A 17,444-nucleotide genomic window follows, 5' to 3' on the forward strand; every position below is an offset into this window, starting at 1 on the left:
GTTCTCAGGAAGTGGCCGGGATCACGCGCGGGTCCGCCAGATCCTCGCGCCGGATCGGTTCGAGCCCGAGGCGCCGGTACTGCAATTCCGCATCGTCCTTGAGGGCGCGCCGCAGCGCGAGCCAGTTGACGACGGTGCGCGCAATGCCGTCGTCCGACGCGAGATGCCAGAACCCGTTGTCGTCCTCGCGCGTGGTCGGGCAATGAAACGACAGCACCAGCGACATGCGGCGCCCGGCCTCGACCGGCTCGACGCCATGGAACAGCTTGCTGCCGTAGATCAGCAGCGCGTCGCCCGCGTGGTCGAGATCCGCGGTCTTCACATGCCGGCGCTCCCGATCGTGGCGGTCGAACGTCTCCGCAGTCGATTCGTAGAACAGAAAGTTACCGCCTGCGTACTCCGCGCGATCCGACAGCACGATGTTCAGCACGAAACTGGTGCCGTCGGTGTGCCACATGCCGAGTTGCTCCTTGCCGTCGCGCTGGTTCGTTGGATAGTAGTAGTTGAATTGCGCGCGCGCGTTGGCCATCGGATACGGAATCAACGGCGCACCGGCGAGGCGCGACACCCGCAACAGGAACGCACGGTCGTGCATCATGTCGTCGATGAAGCGCGAGCGGTTCGTCACGGCGCGCACGCGCTTCGAGATGATCCAGTTGCTGCTCGACGCGCTGCGTTCCAGCGCGCGGCCGATCTCGCGCAACGCGGCGACCGCGTCGTCGGTGAACAATCCGCGCAGATGACACACCGCGTTCAGCGCATCCGAGCGCGTGCCGCGCATCGGCACGTCTCGATAGCCGAGATCGTCGAGATTGCGGCGATATCGCACCTCGTAGCCATCCCGCAGGCACGCGCTGGTCCAGTGCATCGGTTCCGTCGATGCATCGAGCGCGCCGTCGACATTCGCGCTGGCGGACAGCGACGTCTGCAGCGCGAGCCTCACCCGGCCGAAGCCGCGCGCAAACACCGGCAATGCATTTCCCTTGTTCATCGCGTGCCTCGCTGTCGACGCCTCACCCTTCAGCCCTTGAACTGCGCAATCTGGTACACGACGCTGCCGTCTCCGCTGCGCAACTCGTCGATCACGCGGCAATTGCCGTGGTTCAGGCGAACGTGGCGAAACTGCTCCGGCGTGTATTTCAGGCAGACGTTGGTGATCAGATGCCCGTCGGCCCCCGCTTTCGACACCGGCTGCAGCGTGACCGCCACATGGAACTGGTCGCCGAGCAGATTGAGCCGCACGATCGACACATGATGCTTGCCAAGCGGCTCGAAGCCCTGCTGCCGGCTGACGATTTCGGAAAACCGCACCATGTTCTCGTTCTGGTAGAAGTTGTAGATGGCTTCCTCGCGGCCCTCCACCAGCAGTTGCATCTCCGACACGACATAGGTCGACCTGCCGCCGAGCGTGCGAATCAGCCGGCCGATCGTCACCGGCAACTCGTTGCCTTCCTGGAATCCGAGCATCGTGATGAACGTCATGTCCTGGCCCAGGTCGATATGGTCCCACTGCACGTTCCGATAGTCGGCGGCGATGTAGTTGAAACAACCGGGCGTTTTCAGAAACGGCATGATCGCGTGCCGCATCGCGTCTTCGGACGACTCGTTGACGTCGACGGCCGTGTAGCGCAGATTGTTCGGGCCGCCGCCGCTGACGGCCTTCATCAGTTCCGTCGTCTTGACCGGCTCGGGTCCGAGCTCGATGTAATGGACATGGCGGCCGCGCGACAGCGTCGCGAGCCGCTCGCTCAACACTCCGATTGCTTCGCGCAACGAACCGTTGCCGTTGTGGTCCGCGCACAGCGCGGGACTCCGCACGCCCAGCTCGTTCAGGTTGCGCATCAGCGAAAAGACTTCGCGCCCCGCTTCCCGCCGCCGCGCGTCGTCAGCGCGATGCAGCGTCGAATATTTTTCGTGATTCTCCACCGTCCATACCGACTCCGCCTTCAGCTTCCTGTCCCGCACCAATGCATCTACGACAAAATCATTGATCGACATGAATCGTTCCCCGGATGCGTGCAACGCCCGACCGGCTGCCTGCCGTTGTCTGCCTGTTGACCCGAGGATAGGGATGCCCAATAATTCCGTCAATCGACATTACCTGAATCACTGATTCGGAAAAACGGAATCATGCCACGCACCCTGGACGTCGATCTGCTGCGTACCTTCCACGCCGTCGCGAAGCTTGGCCGCTTCAAGGACGCGGCCGTTCATGTGAATCGCAGCCCGTCGTCGGTCACCGCGCAGATTCAGAAGCTGGAAGAGATGGTCGCGCAGCGCCTGTTTACGCGAAACAATCAGGCGGTCGAACTCACGCAGTTCGGCCACAAGCTGCTCAGCGACACCACCGAGTTTCTGCTGAGCCACGACCGGCTCGTCGAATCGCTGTCGCCGCAGATGCTGACCGGCAAGCTGCGGCTCGGCATCCCCGATTCCTACGCCGCGCATTTCATGGCGGAATTCCTGCCGCGCTTCGCCGCCGATCGGCCGCTGCTGGAATTGACGGTCGAAGCGCGTTCCAGCGAAGAGTTGCAGTTGCTGTTCTCGCGCGGCCAGCTCGACATCACGATCGCCGTGGTGCCGAAAGCGCTGCCGCACGCCGAACTGCTCAGCAAGACCCACCCGGTGTGGGTCGCCGCGCGCACCTTCAAGTTCAATCCCGACGCGCCGCTGCCGATCGCCGTGCAGCTGCAGGGCTGCCCGTACCGCGACACCGCGCTGAGTGCGCTGAAGAAGGCGAAGATCGCGCACCGGATGCTGCTCGAAAGCGCCAGTTCGCCGGCGGTCGAAGCGTGTATCGCGAACGGCCTGGCGGTCGGCCTGATCGAGCACGATCGCATATCGGGCAACCTGACGAGCCACGTCGCCGGGGTCGTGCTGCCCGATCTGCCGCCGCACCTGATCACCGTCCTGACGGACGACAGCAATCGCGCCGCGCTGCATCTGCGCGACGTACTGAAAAGCACGTTCAGGATCGGATAGGAAAGACAAGGCCGGGGACCGGCCTTGCATGCGAAAGCAATACGGCAGGCAACAACGCCGCCGGCCCATTGCAGGCCGGCGGCATTCCTCATCACCCGCCGAGATACGCCTGCTTGATCCGGTCGTTCGCGAGCAGGTTCGCGCCCGTGTCGGCCAGCACCACGCGCCCGGTTTCGAGCACGTAGCCGCGATCGGCCACACCCAGCGCCTTGTTCGCGTTCTGCTCGACCAGAAACACCGTGACACCTTCGTCGCGGATCGTCCGGATGATGTCGAAGATCTGCGCGATCACGAGCGGCGCGAGGCCGAGCGTCGGCTCGTCGAGCAGCAGCAAGCGCGGCTTGCTCATCAGCGCGCGGCCGATCGCCAGCATCTGCTGCTCGCCGCCCGACATCGTGCCGGCCCGCTGCGTCGCGCGCTCCTTCAGGCGCGGAAACAGCTTGAACACGTGCTCGATGCCGTCGTCGATCTCGTGACGGCTCGCGAAGAAGCCGCCCATCTTCAGGTTCTCGAGCACCGTCAGGCTCGGGAACACGCGCCGCCCCTCCGGCGAGATCGCCATCCCCTGCCGCATGATCTGGTGCGTCGACATCGCGGTGATGTCGTTGCCCTCGAACAGCACGCGGCCCGACGATGCGCGCGGCGTGCCGCACACGGTCATCATCAGCGTCGTCTTGCCGGCGCCGTTGCTGCCGATCAGCGTGACGATCTCGCCCTTCTTCACCTCGATCGACACGCCCGCGAGCGCCTCGACCGCGCCGTAGTGCGTATGGACCTGTTCCAGCTTCAGCATCACTCTTCCCCCAGATACGCCTTGATCACGCGCGGGTCGTTGCGGACCGCTTCCGGCGTGCCGATCACGATCGGCCGGCCGTGCTCCATCACGAGGATGCGGTCCGACACGCCCATCACGAGGCTCATGTCGTGTTCGATCAGCAGCACCGACACGCCGAACTCGTGGCGCAGCTTGTCGATCAGGTGCTGTAGCTCGATCTTTTCCTGCGGGTTGAGGCCTGCCGCCGGCTCGTCGAGCATCAAGAGACGCGGCTCGGTGATCATGCAGCGCGCGATCTCGAGACGCCGCTGGTGCCCGTACGACAGCGTGCCGGCCGGCCGGTTGGCGACCGACCCCAGCCCCATCCGGTCGAGCCATACGGCCGCGCGTTCGAGCGCGTCCTTCTCGGCGCGACGATAGGCGGGCGTCGAGAACAGGCCCGGCAGCAGCCCGGCCTTGACCTTGCGATGCTGCGCGACGAGCAAGTTCTCGACGACCGTCAGCGACTTGAACAGGCGGATGTTCTGGAACGTGCGCACCAGGCCCTTCAACGCGATCTTGTGGCTCGGCAGCCCGCCGATCGCGTGGCCGTCGAGCACGACGTCGCCGCCGGTCGGCTTGTAGAAGCCGCCGACGCAGTTGAACACCGTGGTCTTGCCCGCACCGTTCGGCCCGATGATCGCGAACACCTCGTTGCGGCGCACGTCGAAATCGATGCCGTCCACCGCGAGCAACCCGCCGAAGCGCATCTGCAGCCCGGCGACCTTCAACAGTTCTGCATTCGCGCTCATTGCGGCAGCTCCACGTGGGGACGGCTCGCGGGCAGCAGGCCCTGCGGACGCCACATCATCATCAACACCATCACCAGACCGAAGATCAGCATCCGGTACTCTGCGAAGCCGCGCGCGACTTCCGGCAGCACGGTCAGCAGGATCGCCGCGAGAATCACGCCGAGCTGCGAGCCCATCCCGCCGAGCACCACGATCGCGAGGATCAGCGCCGATTCGATGAAGGTGAACGATTCAGGATTCACGAGGCCCTGACGCGCGGCGAAGAACGCGCCGCCGATGCCCGCGAACGCCGCGCCGAGCGTGAACGCCGACAGCTTGATGCGCGTCGGGTTCAGACCCAGCGAACGGCACGCGATCTCGTCGTCGCGCAGCGCTTCCCATGCGCGGCCCATCGGCATGCGGATCAGGCGGCTCGTCACGAACAGCGTGAAGCCGACCAGCACCAGCGCGATCAGGTACAGGAAGATCACCATGTGCTCGCCGCTGTATTCCAGCCCGATCAGCTCGTGGAAAGTCTTCGCGCCTTCGACGCTCGCCGAGCGCGCCATCTCGAAGCCGAACACCGTCGGCTTCGGAATGCTCGAGATGCCGTCCGGGCCGCCCGTGAGGCTCGTCAGGTTGTTCGCGAGCAGGCGGATGATTTCGCCGAAGCCGAGCGTGACGATCGCGAGATAGTCGCCGCGCAGGCGCAGCACCGGGAAGCCGAGCAGGAAGCCGAACGTCGCCGCGGCGACTGCCGCGATCGGCAGACACTCCCAGAACGACAGCCCGAAATACTGGTTCAGCATCGCGTACGTATAGCCGCCGACCGCGTAGAACCCGACATAGCCGAGGTCCAGCAGACCCGCGAAACCGACCACGATGTTCAGCCCGAGACCGAGGATCACGTAGATCAGCGCGAGCGTCGCGACGTCCACCGCGCCGCGCGAGCCGAAGAACGGCCACACGAGCCCGACCGCGAGCAGCACCCAGATGACCACGCGCTGCTGCTGCGCGCCCATTGCGGGCAGCGCCGGCAGCTTCACCGCCGATTTCGCGCGCACGAGCCACGGCTTGAACAGCTGGAACAGGAACACGGCCGCGACCGCGATCCACACCGGACGCCAGTGCGGCGTCAGCACGACCTGATAGCCGTCGAGCTTCAACTGCAGCCCGAGCACCGGAATCGTGAGGATCGCCGTCAGGAACGCGGCGGCCACGGCATTCTTCAGCGCCTGGCTGACCGACGCGTCGGCGGCCGGACGGCGAACGGAAATGACTTGACTCATCTGCGTCTCCCTTAGACCTTTTCGATGTCCGACTTGCCGAGCAGGCCGGTCGGGCGGAAGAGCAGGATCAGCACGAGCAGGCCGAACGCAACCACGTCCTTGTACTCGGCCGGCATGTAGCCTGCTGCGAAGGTTTCAGCGAGGCCGAGCAGCACGCCGCCGAGCATCGCGCCCGGGATGCTGCCGATCCCGCCGAGCACCGCGGCGGTGAACGCCTTGATGCCCGCGACGAAGCCGATGTACGGATTCAGCTTGCCGATCGTCAGCCCGATCAGCACGCCGCCGACGGCCGCCAGCATCGCGCCGAGCACGAACGTGAACGAGATCACGCGGTTCGTGTCGATGCCGAGCAGGTTCGCCATCTTCATGTCCTCGGCGCACGCGCGGCACGCGCGGCCCATCCGCGAATGCGAGATGAACAGCGTGAGCGCGATCATCAGCACGAGCGTCACGCAGACGATCAACAGACGCGCATACGGAATCGTCACGTCGAAGTCGCCGCCGAGATGGATCTCGAACGCGCCGGAGATCAGCACCGGCACGGACACGTCGCGCGCCCCCTGGCCGATCTGCACGTAGTTCTGCAGGAAGATCGACATGCCGATCGCGGAGATCAGCGGCACGAGGCGCGGGCCGCCGCGCAGTGGCCGATACGCGACGCGCTCGACCGCGAAGCCGTACAGGCCCGTGACGATCACCGACACGATCAGTGCGGCGCCGAGCACGAGCGGCAACGGATAGCCGGCGGAGATGCCGATCGCGGTGAGGGTCACGAGGCCCACGTACGCGCCGATCATGTAGATCTCGCCGTGGGCGAAGTTGATCATGCCGATGATGCCGTAGACCATCGAATAGCCGATGGCGATCAGCGCATAGATCGCACCCAGCGTCAGGCCGTTGACCAGTTGCTGGGCGAATTGAGGAAAGAAGTCAGTCATGTGCGGGAAGCTCCCGTTGGCGCTGGGTCGCATGCCGTCGCCGGATCACGGCGTTCGGCCGCGCGCAACGCACGGTGTCGTCTCGGGCCGCCCCTTGGCCGCGCAACGGCCAAATGCGCATGCGCCCTGCCCGGGTGACGGGCAGAGCGGTGCGCGGGGCGGGTACTCCGTATTACCGGGCGGCGGTCTTCGTCGCGTCCTTGTGCCACGTGTAGACGACGAACTTGAACGACTTCAGGTCGCCCTGCGCGTCATACGCGACCTTGCCGATCGGCGTGTCGAACGTCGTCTTGTGCATGTACGCGGCGACCTTCGTCGGGTCCGTCGTCTTCGCTCCCGCGATCGAGTCGGCGATGATCTTCACCGCTGCGTACGACGGCATCTGGAACGGGCCGTTCGCGTCGCGCTTCTTGTCCGCGAACGCCTTCACGAGGCCTGCGTTGGCCGGGTCGGCCGAGAAGTCGGCCGGCAGCGTGACCAGCATGCCTTCCGACGCCGGGCCGGCGATCGCCGTCACGTCCTTGTTGCCCACGCCTTCGGGGCCCATGAACGTTGCCTTCACGCCCTGCTCGCGCGCCTGACGCATCAGCAGGCCCATCTCCGGGTGGTAGCCGCCGAAGTAGACGAAGTCGACGCCTTGCGACTTCAGCTTCGTGATGATCGCCGAGTAGTCCGAATCGCCGGCGTTGACGCCTTCGAACAGGACGACCGGAATCTTCGCGGCTTCGAGGTCCTTCTTCACCGACGATGCGATGCCCTGGCCGTACGACTGCTTGTCGTGCAGGATCGCGACCTTCTTCGGCTTCACGTTGTTGATGATGTAGTGCGCAGCGGCCGGGCCTTGCTGGTCGTCACGGCCGATCGTGCGGAAGATGAAGTGGCGCTTCTTGCCTTCCGTCAGCTGCGGCGCGGTGGCCGACGGCGTGACCATCACGATGCCTTCGTTTTCGTAGATGTCGGATGCGGGGATCGTCGAACCCGAGCACACGTGGCCGATCACGTACTTGATCTTCTGGCTGACGATCTTGTTGGCGACGGCGACGGCCTGCTTCGGTTCGCAGGCGTCGTCCATCATCACCACTTCAAACTTGTTGCCGCCCGCACCGCCTGCCGCGTTGATCTGTTCGATCGCGGTCAGCGCGCCGGCCTTCACCATGTCGCCGTATTGGGCGACCGAACCGCTCATCGGACCAGCGATGGCGATCTTCACGGTTTCCGCGTGCGCGGCGGCGGCGCCGGCGGCGAACAGCACGGCGGCGGCGGAAATGGACGTAAGACGGGACAGCGTCATCAGGAGCTCCTCGATGTTGTTAGTCATACGGGCAAAGGCGGCATGACTTGCGCAATCGAACAGCACCCGGGGCGAGGACATGGGACACGCCCGAGACACATGAAGACGGACCTGCGGATGAATGATGCGTAGCGGGGCCCGGCTCTTGCAGTCCCCGATGGGGACGTCTGGTTCGGAAAGACATCGTGATGCGTCTTGCATTGCGCAAGCGTTTCGCCTGCCCCGCTTGCCAAATTGCTCGTTCGGAGGGATGGTCCGACAGCCATTGGCAAGGCAGCCGAAATTATATGGGCGTTTTTAAATCGTCTGTCAAAAATGCCGGTGTTATGAGGGAAAACACGGAGAAACTTGCCGGGTGGTGGGTGGCGATGGGGGCGCAACTTGGCGGCGGTGGGAGCGTTTGCGGTGGGTGCAATTGGGTTGCGATTTTGGGTGGGGTGGCGGGTGGGAGGCTTGCTGGTGGGCTTCGTTGTGAGGTTCGGGGCGCCGCGTACGATTTTTTGGCTTTACAGGGTCGTAGCGTTTTAAATCAATCGACTGATGATTGGGTTGGCGTGCGCCGATGCGGGGCGTTGGGCCGGAGCGGTCAATCCTTCTGTTTGCCGACGAATTCGTCTCACGCGAAAGCTAATTGTTAATTTTGTGAAATAATGCGAACTCGCCTCTGCAATCCAGCCAGCCTTCCTGCGTGTCGCGTCCGCCGCGCCCCGTAGTCGCTTCTGGGCCGCTTCGACACCCTTCCGTCGCCCAGCCGCCAGCCAGTGATCTGCCGTTTTTTTTTCTCATCGCATATCACCTGGTTCGGATCGCCAATGAATCATCACCTCCGTTTTTCTTCCGCTGCCGCGCTTGCTTGTGCGCTTTCTGTTTCTATTGCCGACGCTTCAGGTCGCGATTCGCTGGTCGATCGGTCGGGCGGCGCCAATGTGTTTCGTTCGGAACGTCGAGTTGTGGGCCGGGATGATGGGCGTGTGGCGCGGACGACGCGGCAAGTCGAGTATGCGGCGCCAGTGAAACGTGGTCCGTTCGATACGCCGGATACGCGGCCGTTGCGGGTTTCGGGCGATACGCTTGCGCCGCAGTCTTCGGATGAACACGGATCTGGCGATTCGGCATGGCCTTCGAATCGCGTCGCGCTCGGTGCGGGTGGGAGCGATAGCTTCGGGCGCGCGTTGCCCAGGCACGAACAGCGTGAACTGAACTGGAATGAATATCTGCGGGCCAGTGGGTCACATGCTCCTGGCGGCGGCAAACCGTATGCGCCGACGCGACCTTTCGATGCCGCGCGCGGTCCGCACGGTGCGCCAAATCCGTACGATCCGTCAGTGCCGCAACCGGAGACGCGGACGTTCTATGACAACGGCGCGGGTTCGCATTGCACAGCTACGAGTGGGGCTGGGACGGCGCGGTCTTCTTGCAATATCGCTTGGTGATAGGTTTGGTGGCCCGTGGCCGCCGCTGCCGCAGTGCCAACGCAGCTGCCCAAGCTGACGCCGCAGAGCATTCACTCGGTCAGTTGAAGGCGCCTGCGCTTTCAGAAGAAGACGCGGGCCAATCCGTTGCTGATTTTAACGATTCCACGATGGGTGATGTTCGCTATTACAAGAAGACCATTCCAAAAACGCTTATGACATATTGGTCAAGAATGGTGACCGTGGTAACACATTCTGACAAAGTTCAACAAACGCCGACAAGGCAAAGAAGGGCTCGCGTGCTTAACGCGAAAAATAATTGGGGGAGGCCTCCGCACTGTGGAACCTTCACCGGAGACGGTTTGTGGAAGGTTCGGTGTAACGCGCAACTGCACAACGGGGCATTCCGAGATCGGCTAGTACCGTTTCCCAAGCAGCACGTGGTACGTCCCGTCAGCTTGCTACAGCGGGCCGGACTTAGTCAGCGTTGGTGGCAAGTATCGTTACACGGTACACTATGCCAAAATAGGGTCAAATTTGCGTTAGGCCGCGACTTCCATCCCAGGAGAATCTCTTGACGAGTCCAGACGAAAAAAAACTTATCGCGCTTCGGCAAAAAATTACCGAAAGCCTTCGTATTCAGCGCGATAGTTCCGAAGCCGTTCCATATATCGATGCCAGCAACATCGTAGGTGACGTCTGTGCAAGGCAAAATCACGCCATTTTTGCGCGGCGCGGTTGCGGAAAAACTCTCCTTCTTCATCATTCGAGCCGATCCGTTGATGACTCCGTCCGCGCGGTCTATTTGAATTGCGAAGATTTCAAAAGACATTCATTTCCAAATGTCCTAATTGAAATTCTCGACGCACTGTTCGGCGAGCTCGAAAGACATCTCACTGGATGGTTTGGTAGAAAAAAGCGATCACGGGACCTAGTAAAGCAAATTCGCGGAGAACTCTCCAAGCTAAGAGTTTCCGAAGACTCCAGCGAAGAATCTGTTCGGAGCACAAGTAGCGCGGAGCAACACACGTCTGATGAATTGTCACTTGGGATTTCGAGCACACCAATTACTGCAAAAATCGGTGAAATCTCCGCTCATAAGTCAAAAACGGAGATCGAGAGAAACTATAAAGTCCGCAACGATAAGCTGCGTGAACTAGATATGTTGCTTCCACGCCTTAAAGAACAAGTTCGAGAGTTCTTCCACGTCTCCAGCTCAGTAAAATCTGTATTTCTCCAAATCGATGACCTTTATCATCTTAAGAAAATTGACCAGCCGTTCGTGATGGATTACATCCATCGTCTTTGCAAGGACGTACCGCTCTATTTCAAGGTTGCTACTCTGCGCCATGCATCTTCCCTATACGTTGATCGCGACGGCCAACCCATCGGCGCCCAAGAACGCCATGATTATCAACCTATCAATATCGACTACACATTCACGGACTTTGCGCGAACTCGCGATCAGAACCGCAGAATTTTTCATGAATTTGGAAGATCGGTAGGGCTAAAATCCAATCAAATCGACCAGCTTTTCAAAGGGGAAGGGTTTGATCGGCTCGTGATGGCCGGCGGTGGTGTTCCGAGAGATACTTTGTCATTGTTTCTGGAGGTTTTAAATACTGTTCGTGAAAATGGTGGCGACCGAATCGGCAAAGATGATGTCAGAGTCATGAGCCGGTCCAATTTTGAACGCCGCATCGAGGAATTAAAGCAGGACTCCGAAGGTGGCGAACAAGACGTGCTAATGCGCGGCATCTACGCACTCAGAACGTTCTGTCTAACAAAGAAATCTAATGCCTTCGTAATTTCCGAACAATCTTTACAACAAAGAGACGATTTTCGACAACTCATAAATCGCCTACTTGATTATCGAATAATCCACAATGCTGGCGCCGCAATAACTCATAAATCTCAGGCCGGAACATACCAAGCGTTCGCCATTGATATAGGCTGCTACGCCCATCTTCGTAAGCTTGATGGCCGATTCAATGAGCTTGACCTTTCCGATCGAGACGCAAAGGAAAAATTGCGCTCGGCACCGGTTTTCGGTCCATCTGATTTTGAATCGCTCCTTCAGGCAACCCCTCAAAACGTTGAGGCAGCGTTGCTAGGAGATGTCGATAGCTGAAGTATGTTGCAAGGGGGTTTGGCAAGCGCACTTATTCTTTCACTCTGAGTCACGCCCCCGTCGACTCTTGATATGCACCATTGGCGCGCCTTTCCAAACCGCGCTCGAAACCTGACGGGTGGGCTCGCTTGATGCCCCCGCCCATCGGAGTTGAACAGTCCGGAAGCGTCACGCATTAAAATGTCAGCGATCAATTTCCGGACGTACTCCGGCGTTCCCGTGCGTGACCAATCGGAACTAGCTGGACTTCCGTGTTACTGCCAGCCACACACGATCGGCTACCACCGCCAATAGCTGACACACATCGCGGGACGTTGATATCCCGTTAAACACCCCTCACCGCGGCGAAACCACAATCGCCGCCCGCCGATTCTGCGCCCGCCCGGTTGGCGTCCGGTTGTCCCCCACCGGATCGCTCTTCCCCTTCCCTATGACCGCAACCCGCTTCCCGTCCAGCCCCACATCCACCAGTTCGATCGCCACCACCTCCGCCCGCCGCCGCGACAGCTCCCGATCGTAAGCCACCGTCCCCTCATCATCGGAGTACCCATAAACCCGCACCCCATTGATGCCGGCCGACCTCAACGTCCTCCCGATCCGCTCGACGATCCGCCTCACATCCGGCTTCAGGTTATACCGGTCGAAATCGAACAAAATCGGCCCGCTCGAGCCGAACTCGAACCCTTGCCCCGTCTCCTGAAACCCGGCCGACTTCAGCGCCGTGACCTGCGTCTGCGTGAGCCCCCGATGCAGCGGCGGCGGCGTCTTGCACCCGCCCAGCAACAGACACAGCAGCACCGCGCTTCCGACGCACCGCCTCCCAATGCTCACCGGCAACGAGCTTTTCATCATCGTCCCCTTCGTATGCGCCCGCGCCGCGTGCGCTTCTTATCCCGCCGCCGCGGCCTCGTCCGCAGCGCGAAACGATAGACATCAAACCCGCCCGGCAACGCCTTCCGCCCACTGCCACGTCCCCGGCCGCGTGCGCTTGGCGCGGTACATCGCGGCATCCGCCGCCCGCAGCAAGCCGTTCGCGTCCGACGCGTGATCGGGATACAGCGCCACGCCGGCACTCATCATGGTGGCCACCATGCGTCCGTCGGGCAGTTCGATCGACGGCACCATGCCGGACAAAATCTCGTCGGCGATTCGGCACACGCTTTCCACTTCGCGCACAGTGCCCAGCATCACTGCAAATTCGTCGCCGCCCAGGCGCGCGACCAGATCGGTCTCGCGCACCTGCGTGCGCAGCCGCGCCGCGACGCCGACCAGCACCGCGTCGCCGGCATCGTGGCCCAGGCAGTCGTTGATCTCCTTGAAGCGGTCGCAGTCGAGATACAGGATGGCGACCCGCTGCCCGGTCACCACGGCATCGCAAAGCGCCACCGACAGACGCGACTCGAACTGCGCACGGTTGGGCAGCCCGGTGAGCGCATCGTGCGTCGCCTTGTGTTCGAGCGATGCGTTTTCGTCGCGCAGCGTGTTCTGCCAGTCTTCCAATTCGTCGAGCAGCGCGTTGAAGTCGTCGCCGAGCTGGTTGAGTTCGGCGATCGTCGCGGGCTCGACGCGCCGCCCGAACGCACGCTCGCGCCGCACCGCATGCGCGACGCCGGCGAGCGCGCGCAGCGGCGCAACGATGTTGCGCAGCAGACGCTTCGAGCTGACATACGCGCCGAGCACGCTGACGAGCAGGCAGCCGAGAATGCCGCCAATGCCACCGAGCAGGAATCCGAAGAATTGGTGTCCGCGCCCACGCACGATGACCTGACCGACGACGATGCCGTCGTGCATCACCGGGATGGTCACGGGCCCGGGCAGCGCGAGATCGGCGACACCGCGCTCGAGCCGTGCAATCCGGCCTTCGGCGGGCAGCTTCCAGGTGGCGAACAATTGCCCCCTGGCATTGGTGACGACCACCTGCGCGACGTCCTCGTCGTTAGCGATGGTGGCGATCGCCTCGTTTGCCGCGACGCGGTCGCCGAACACGAGCGCCGCCTCGACCGTATAGCCGAGCGAGCGGGCCAGCAGGTTCAGGTTGTTGCCGGCATACGCGCGCAACGCGATCACGGCGACGACGATCAGCGACACGGCGGCCATCGCAACCGCGACGAACGCGAGGCGCAAATGCGCGCGACGCAGCACGCTTTGCAGCGTCGGGCGCGGCACACGTGAAGACGAAATGGGGGGCGCGGAGCGTGTCATGGCGTCAGCGGCCGTCGCGCGAGATTGAGCACGTTCGGATGCACGCGCACGCCGCTGCGCGCGACGGCATCGAGATTGATGTCGAACGTCACGCGTTCTCCATCGACGGTGAGGCAGAACATGGCACCCGCGGTGCAGGACTCGTCGTGTTCGGCGATCGTCAGCACCGGGCGGCCCGCCAGCGCGGCTCTCACCCGTGCTCGCTGATCGTCGCCCAGGGTGCCGAGATACACGACGTCGCATGCGAGGCCGAGCGCGGAATCGTCGAAGCGCACGCGCTGCACGTCGAGCACGGTCGCGCCGGCCTGCAACGTGTCGGTGAGGCCGGCCGCGTAGTCGGGGCGACCGGTCACGCACAAATGCAGACGAACGGGCGTCGACGGCCAGCGCGTGAAACTGACGATGCCGAGCACGACCTGGCGCACGGTGGAGTCGTGTGAGGAAATCGCGGGATTGGCAGGAGTGACGGCCGGCCCGGGGGCGGCGATGCGCACGGTTTCGCCCGGCTCGTCCGGATCGGCAGACGCCCCGGCGAGGACGGCCGGCGCACCGCTCAGAACGCAAACGATTGCGACGAACGCGCGGCGTAACGTGGCGACTCGGCCCGGTCGGCCGGACGCCGTATGCGCAGCGATGGCCGCCGCGCGCACTGGCGTCGATACGGCTGCATGACTCGCAGCCGCCGCGCACACACTCGCATCCATGATGGAAACATCTGCTGCAGTCGTTCCCGGCGCTACCGCTTACCTGCATGCGCATGCAAGCACCGTCTCACGCGCACGAATGCTTCCATCTTAGGTAAAAATTCGTATCCCAAACCAGTGGGATACACCCGCGAATAACATCGGAAAGTATGTTGAATCGCGGCTGTACACATCGATACGAGCGAACGCGTTAGCCGACGTCGATCGAGTCGCGACGCCAATACATTGATCAGTGGATTGGACGCCCGGTTACGTCAGGTTATCGATCGGGGCAAGCTGTTGAGGACCTTGTCTGCGTCAGCCGTCGTGATCGGCAATGCGTGTACGCTCGACGGCCATACGGGGCAATATGGCAGGCCGCGAATCAACCTCGCCGACAATATCGATGCGTGACTCCTGCCGCCATATCCGCCGGAATGCCGGAGCCGACCCGAACATTGGAGCGTCATGAAAATAGAAAACTCGGAACTCGAAGCGTTCGTCGCCGTCGCGGAACTCGGCACGTTTCATCGCGCGGCGGAAAAGCTGCACCTGACGCAGCCGGGGCTGTCGCGCCGGATCCAGAAGCTCGAACAAACGCTTGGCGTCGAGTTGTTCCAGCGCACCACTCGCAGCGTGACATTAACGGGCGTCGGTCGTCAGTTCCTGCCGATGGCGCGCGAGCAGATCGCCCAGCTCGGGATGATGCTGTCGTCGATCCAGGAAATCGCGCAAAAGCGCTACGGCAAGGTGCGGCTGTCATCGATCCCGACCGTCGTCGCGCAAACGCTGCCCGATGTACTGCGTCACTACTCGGACAAGTATCCGCAGGTCGCCGTGCAGATCCTCGACGGCAATCACGACTTCGTACTGTCGCAGGTGCGCGCGGGCATCGCCGAGTTCGGCGTGAGCCTGCACCCGGGCGACGACGACGATCTGTTGTTCGAACCGCTGTTCACCGACCGCTACGTGCTGGCAGTCCACGAGGACGATCCGCTGGCACGCGCGGACGCCATCACGCTCGGCGAATTGCGGCACGCGAAGCTGATCATCGGCGGCCGCGACAGCGGCAACCGTCTGCTGCTCGAAATGCTGATGGGCCAGGAGGCGGTGCGAACCCGGTGGTTCTATGAGGTCGAGCACATCTCATGCGTCGCCGCGCTCGTGGCAGCCGGTGTCGGATGCGCGATCCTGCCCGAGAGCGCATTGCGTGCGTACGGCTCGCCCGAGGTACGCACGGTGCCGATCGCGAGCCCGACGATCGACCGCACGGTCGGCATCGTGCGGCATCGCACCATCTCGATGTCCAGCTTCGCGAGCGACCTCCATGCGCTGGTGAAGGCAGCGTTCGCATAACGCCGCGGGCCGCGTGGCGTCGCCGCATTGATGCCGGTTTCGCATGAATCGTGAGCCGAACGGCATTGGACGCCCGAAAAATGGCTGGTGACGATGGTGGCGAACATGAACGACGGAAACGGGCAGCGCCCCGGTTCCGGGCTGATTCTGGAGGAGCCACCATGCATTTCGACGTGATCCTGCGCCGCGGCGAACTGATCGACGGTACGGGAGCCGCGCGCTTCGAGGCCGATCTCGGCGTGACCGGCGAGCGCATCGCCGCGATCGGCGACCTGAGCGGCGCAACCGCCGTGCACACGCTCGATGCGAACGGCCTGGTCGTCGCGCCGGGCTTCATCGACAGCCACACGCACGACGATGCGTTCGTGCTGACCGCCCCCGACGTCGAGCCGAAAGTTGCGCAAGGCGTGACCACGGTGATCGCCGGTAATTGCGGGATCAGTCTCGCGCCGCTGCTCGCGGAACGCGACGTGCCGCAACCGCTCGACCTGCTGGGCGCATGGCAGTCGTTTCGCTTTCCGTCCTTTCGCGCCTATCTCGACGCGCTCGACGCAACGCCCGCCGCCATCAACACGGCGGCCCTGGTCGGCCACTCGACGCTGCGCGTGCGGCACATGGCCGATCTCGGACGCGCAGCCGACGCGGCGGAGATCGCGGCGATGGCGGCCGACGTGCGCGAGGCGATGACGGCCGGCGCATTCGGCGTCTCGACGGGCACCTTTTACCCGCCCGCGGCGGCCGCGACGACCGACGAGCTGATCGACGTGTGCGCGCCGCTGCGCGAGACGGGCGGCGTGTTCGCGACGCATCTGCGCGACGAAACCGATGCGATCATTGCGTCGCTCGACGAAGCTTTCTCGATCGGTCGCGCGCTCGACGTGCGCATCGTGCTGTCGCATCACAAGGTGGCCGGCAAGGCGAACCACGGCCGCTCGGTTGAGACGCTCGCGCATATCGATGCGCAGCGCATCCGGCAACCGCTGTGCCTCGACTGCCATCCGTATCCCGCCACGTCGACGATGCTGCGCGCGGATCGCATCCGCCAGTCGTCCCGCGTGCTCCTCGCATGGTCGAAGCCGCATCCCGAACTCGCGGGCCGCGAATTCGCCGAACTGCTGCCACTGTTCGGCGATTCCATCGACGCCGCGATCGATGCGCTGCGCCCCGCCGGCGCGATCTACTTCGTGATGGACGAAGCGGACGTCGAGCGCATCATGCGCCACGAACTGACGATGGTCGGCTCCGACGGCCTGCCCAACGACATGCGCCCGCATCCGCGGCTGTGGGGTACGTTTCCGCGCGTGCTCGGCGAATTCTCCCGCGAGCGCGGCCTGTTCCCGCTCGAAACCGCCGTGCGCAAGATGACAGCCCTCACTGCCGAACAATTCGGAATCGCGAAGCGCGGGCGCCTCTCGGTCGGTCACTACGCCGATTTGGTCGTGTTCGATCCGGCGCGCGTGATCGACCGTGCGACGTTCGCTCACCCGACGCTACGCCCTGAAGGCATCGAGCACGTGTTCGTCAACGGCCGAGCCGTGCTCGAACACGGCCGGCACACCGGCACGCGCCCCGGCCGGGCGCTACGCCGCGCAAGCTAGGATCGGCCGGCCCATGG

Annotated in this window: 15 protein-coding genes; 5 read left to right on the forward strand and 10 right to left on the reverse strand. The window is 63.1% G+C overall.

The features are described 5' to 3' along the window. Positions 1 to 4: 4 nt before the first annotated feature. Positions 5 to 991 carry a 2OG-Fe(II) oxygenase family protein gene (locus BAMB_RS22145; RefSeq protein ID WP_011659404.1) on the reverse strand — a complete coding sequence of 329 codons (987 nt, stop codon included), beginning with the start codon at positions 989 to 991 and terminating at the stop codon, positions 5 to 7. A gap of 29 nt (positions 992 to 1,020) precedes the next feature. Further along, positions 1,021 to 1,998, reverse strand: coding sequence for a hypothetical protein (locus tag BAMB_RS22150; protein ID WP_011659405.1), 978 nt, complete (start codon positions 1,996 to 1,998; stop codon positions 1,021 to 1,023). 132 nt (positions 1,999 to 2,130) lie between these two features. Here BAMB_RS22150 and BAMB_RS22155 point away from each other — a divergent pair, with 132 nt between their 5' ends. Then, positions 2,131 to 2,982, forward strand: a complete 852-nt coding sequence (locus tag BAMB_RS22155) for a LysR substrate-binding domain-containing protein (RefSeq protein ID WP_011659406.1) — start codon at positions 2,131 to 2,133, stop codon at positions 2,980 to 2,982. Positions 2,983 to 3,073: 91 nt separating this feature from the next. Here BAMB_RS22155 and BAMB_RS22160 read toward each other — a convergent pair whose 3' ends face one another. The 5 genes from BAMB_RS22160 to BAMB_RS22180 all read right to left on the reverse strand — a co-directional run bounded on the left by BAMB_RS22160 (position 3,074) and on the right by BAMB_RS22180 (position 8,045). Further along, on the reverse strand, positions 3,074 to 3,775 hold the full coding sequence (locus BAMB_RS22160; RefSeq protein ID WP_011659407.1) for an ABC transporter ATP-binding protein: 702 nt from the start codon (positions 3,773 to 3,775) through the stop codon (positions 3,074 to 3,076). Then, the gene (gene livG, locus BAMB_RS22165; RefSeq protein ID WP_011659408.1) at positions 3,775 to 4,548 is read right to left on the reverse strand and encodes a high-affinity branched-chain amino acid ABC transporter ATP-binding protein LivG; all 774 of its coding nucleotides are present in this window, start codon (positions 4,546 to 4,548) and stop codon (positions 3,775 to 3,777) included. Before livG ends, BAMB_RS22160 begins: the two co-directional genes overlap by 1 nt. Continuing rightward, positions 4,545 to 5,816, reverse strand: a complete 1,272-nt coding sequence (locus tag BAMB_RS22170; protein ID WP_011659409.1) for a high-affinity branched-chain amino acid ABC transporter permease LivM — start codon at positions 5,814 to 5,816, stop codon at positions 4,545 to 4,547. Before BAMB_RS22170 ends, livG begins: the two co-directional genes overlap by 4 nt. A gap of 11 nt (positions 5,817 to 5,827) precedes the next feature. Further along, complete coding sequence (livH, locus tag BAMB_RS22175; RefSeq protein ID WP_006749488.1) at positions 5,828 to 6,754, reverse strand: high-affinity branched-chain amino acid ABC transporter permease LivH; 927 nt, start codon at positions 6,752 to 6,754, stop codon at positions 5,828 to 5,830. A gap of 172 nt (positions 6,755 to 6,926) precedes the next feature. Continuing rightward, positions 6,927 to 8,045 carry a branched-chain amino acid ABC transporter substrate-binding protein gene (locus BAMB_RS22180; protein WP_011659410.1) on the reverse strand — a complete coding sequence of 373 codons (1,119 nt, stop codon included), beginning with the start codon at positions 8,043 to 8,045 and terminating at the stop codon, positions 6,927 to 6,929. Between the two features lie 812 nt (positions 8,046 to 8,857). On the opposite strand from BAMB_RS22180, the gene BAMB_RS34225 reads away from it, so the two are divergent. Then, on the forward strand, positions 8,858 to 9,478 hold the full coding sequence (locus BAMB_RS34225; protein WP_082089661.1) for a hypothetical protein: 621 nt from the start codon (positions 8,858 to 8,860) through the stop codon (positions 9,476 to 9,478). Between the two features lie 553 nt (positions 9,479 to 10,031). After that, entirely contained in the window at positions 10,032 to 11,588 is a 1,557-nt protein-coding gene (locus tag BAMB_RS34230; RefSeq protein ID WP_011659412.1) for a hypothetical protein, read from the forward strand. A gap of 336 nt (positions 11,589 to 11,924) precedes the next feature. Here the strand turns inward: BAMB_RS34230 and yfiB are convergent, their stop codons facing one another. From yfiB to yfiR, 3 genes are all read right to left on the reverse strand, one after another. Beyond that, entirely contained in the window at positions 11,925 to 12,437 is a 513-nt protein-coding gene (yfiB, locus tag BAMB_RS22185) for an outer membrane lipoprotein YfiB (RefSeq protein ID WP_011659413.1), read from the reverse strand. Between the two features lie 84 nt (positions 12,438 to 12,521). Next, the gene (gene dgcN / locus BAMB_RS22190) at positions 12,522 to 13,790 is read right to left on the reverse strand and encodes a diguanylate cyclase DgcN/YfiN (RefSeq protein WP_011659414.1); all 1,269 of its coding nucleotides are present in this window, start codon (positions 13,788 to 13,790) and stop codon (positions 12,522 to 12,524) included. Next, entirely contained in the window at positions 13,787 to 14,494 is a 708-nt protein-coding gene (yfiR, locus tag BAMB_RS22195; RefSeq protein WP_011659415.1) for a regulatory sequestration protein YfiR, read from the reverse strand. The genes dgcN and yfiR overlap by 4 nt, the downstream gene beginning before the upstream one ends. A 447-nt stretch (positions 14,495 to 14,941) precedes the next feature. Here yfiR and BAMB_RS22200 point away from each other — a divergent pair, with 447 nt between their 5' ends. Together BAMB_RS22200 and BAMB_RS22205 are read left to right on the forward strand one after the other, a co-directional pair. After that, positions 14,942 to 15,829, forward strand: a complete 888-nt coding sequence (locus tag BAMB_RS22200) for a LysR family transcriptional regulator (protein WP_011659416.1) — start codon at positions 14,942 to 14,944, stop codon at positions 15,827 to 15,829. Positions 15,830 to 15,990: 161 nt separating this feature from the next. Further along, entirely contained in the window at positions 15,991 to 17,427 is a 1,437-nt protein-coding gene (locus BAMB_RS22205; protein WP_011659417.1) for an N-acyl-D-amino-acid deacylase family protein, read from the forward strand. Positions 17,428 to 17,444: the final 17 nt, after the last annotated feature.

Source organism: Burkholderia ambifaria AMMD, from assembly GCF_000203915.1.
Lineage (GTDB): Bacteria > Pseudomonadota > Gammaproteobacteria > Burkholderiales > Burkholderiaceae > Burkholderia > Burkholderia ambifaria.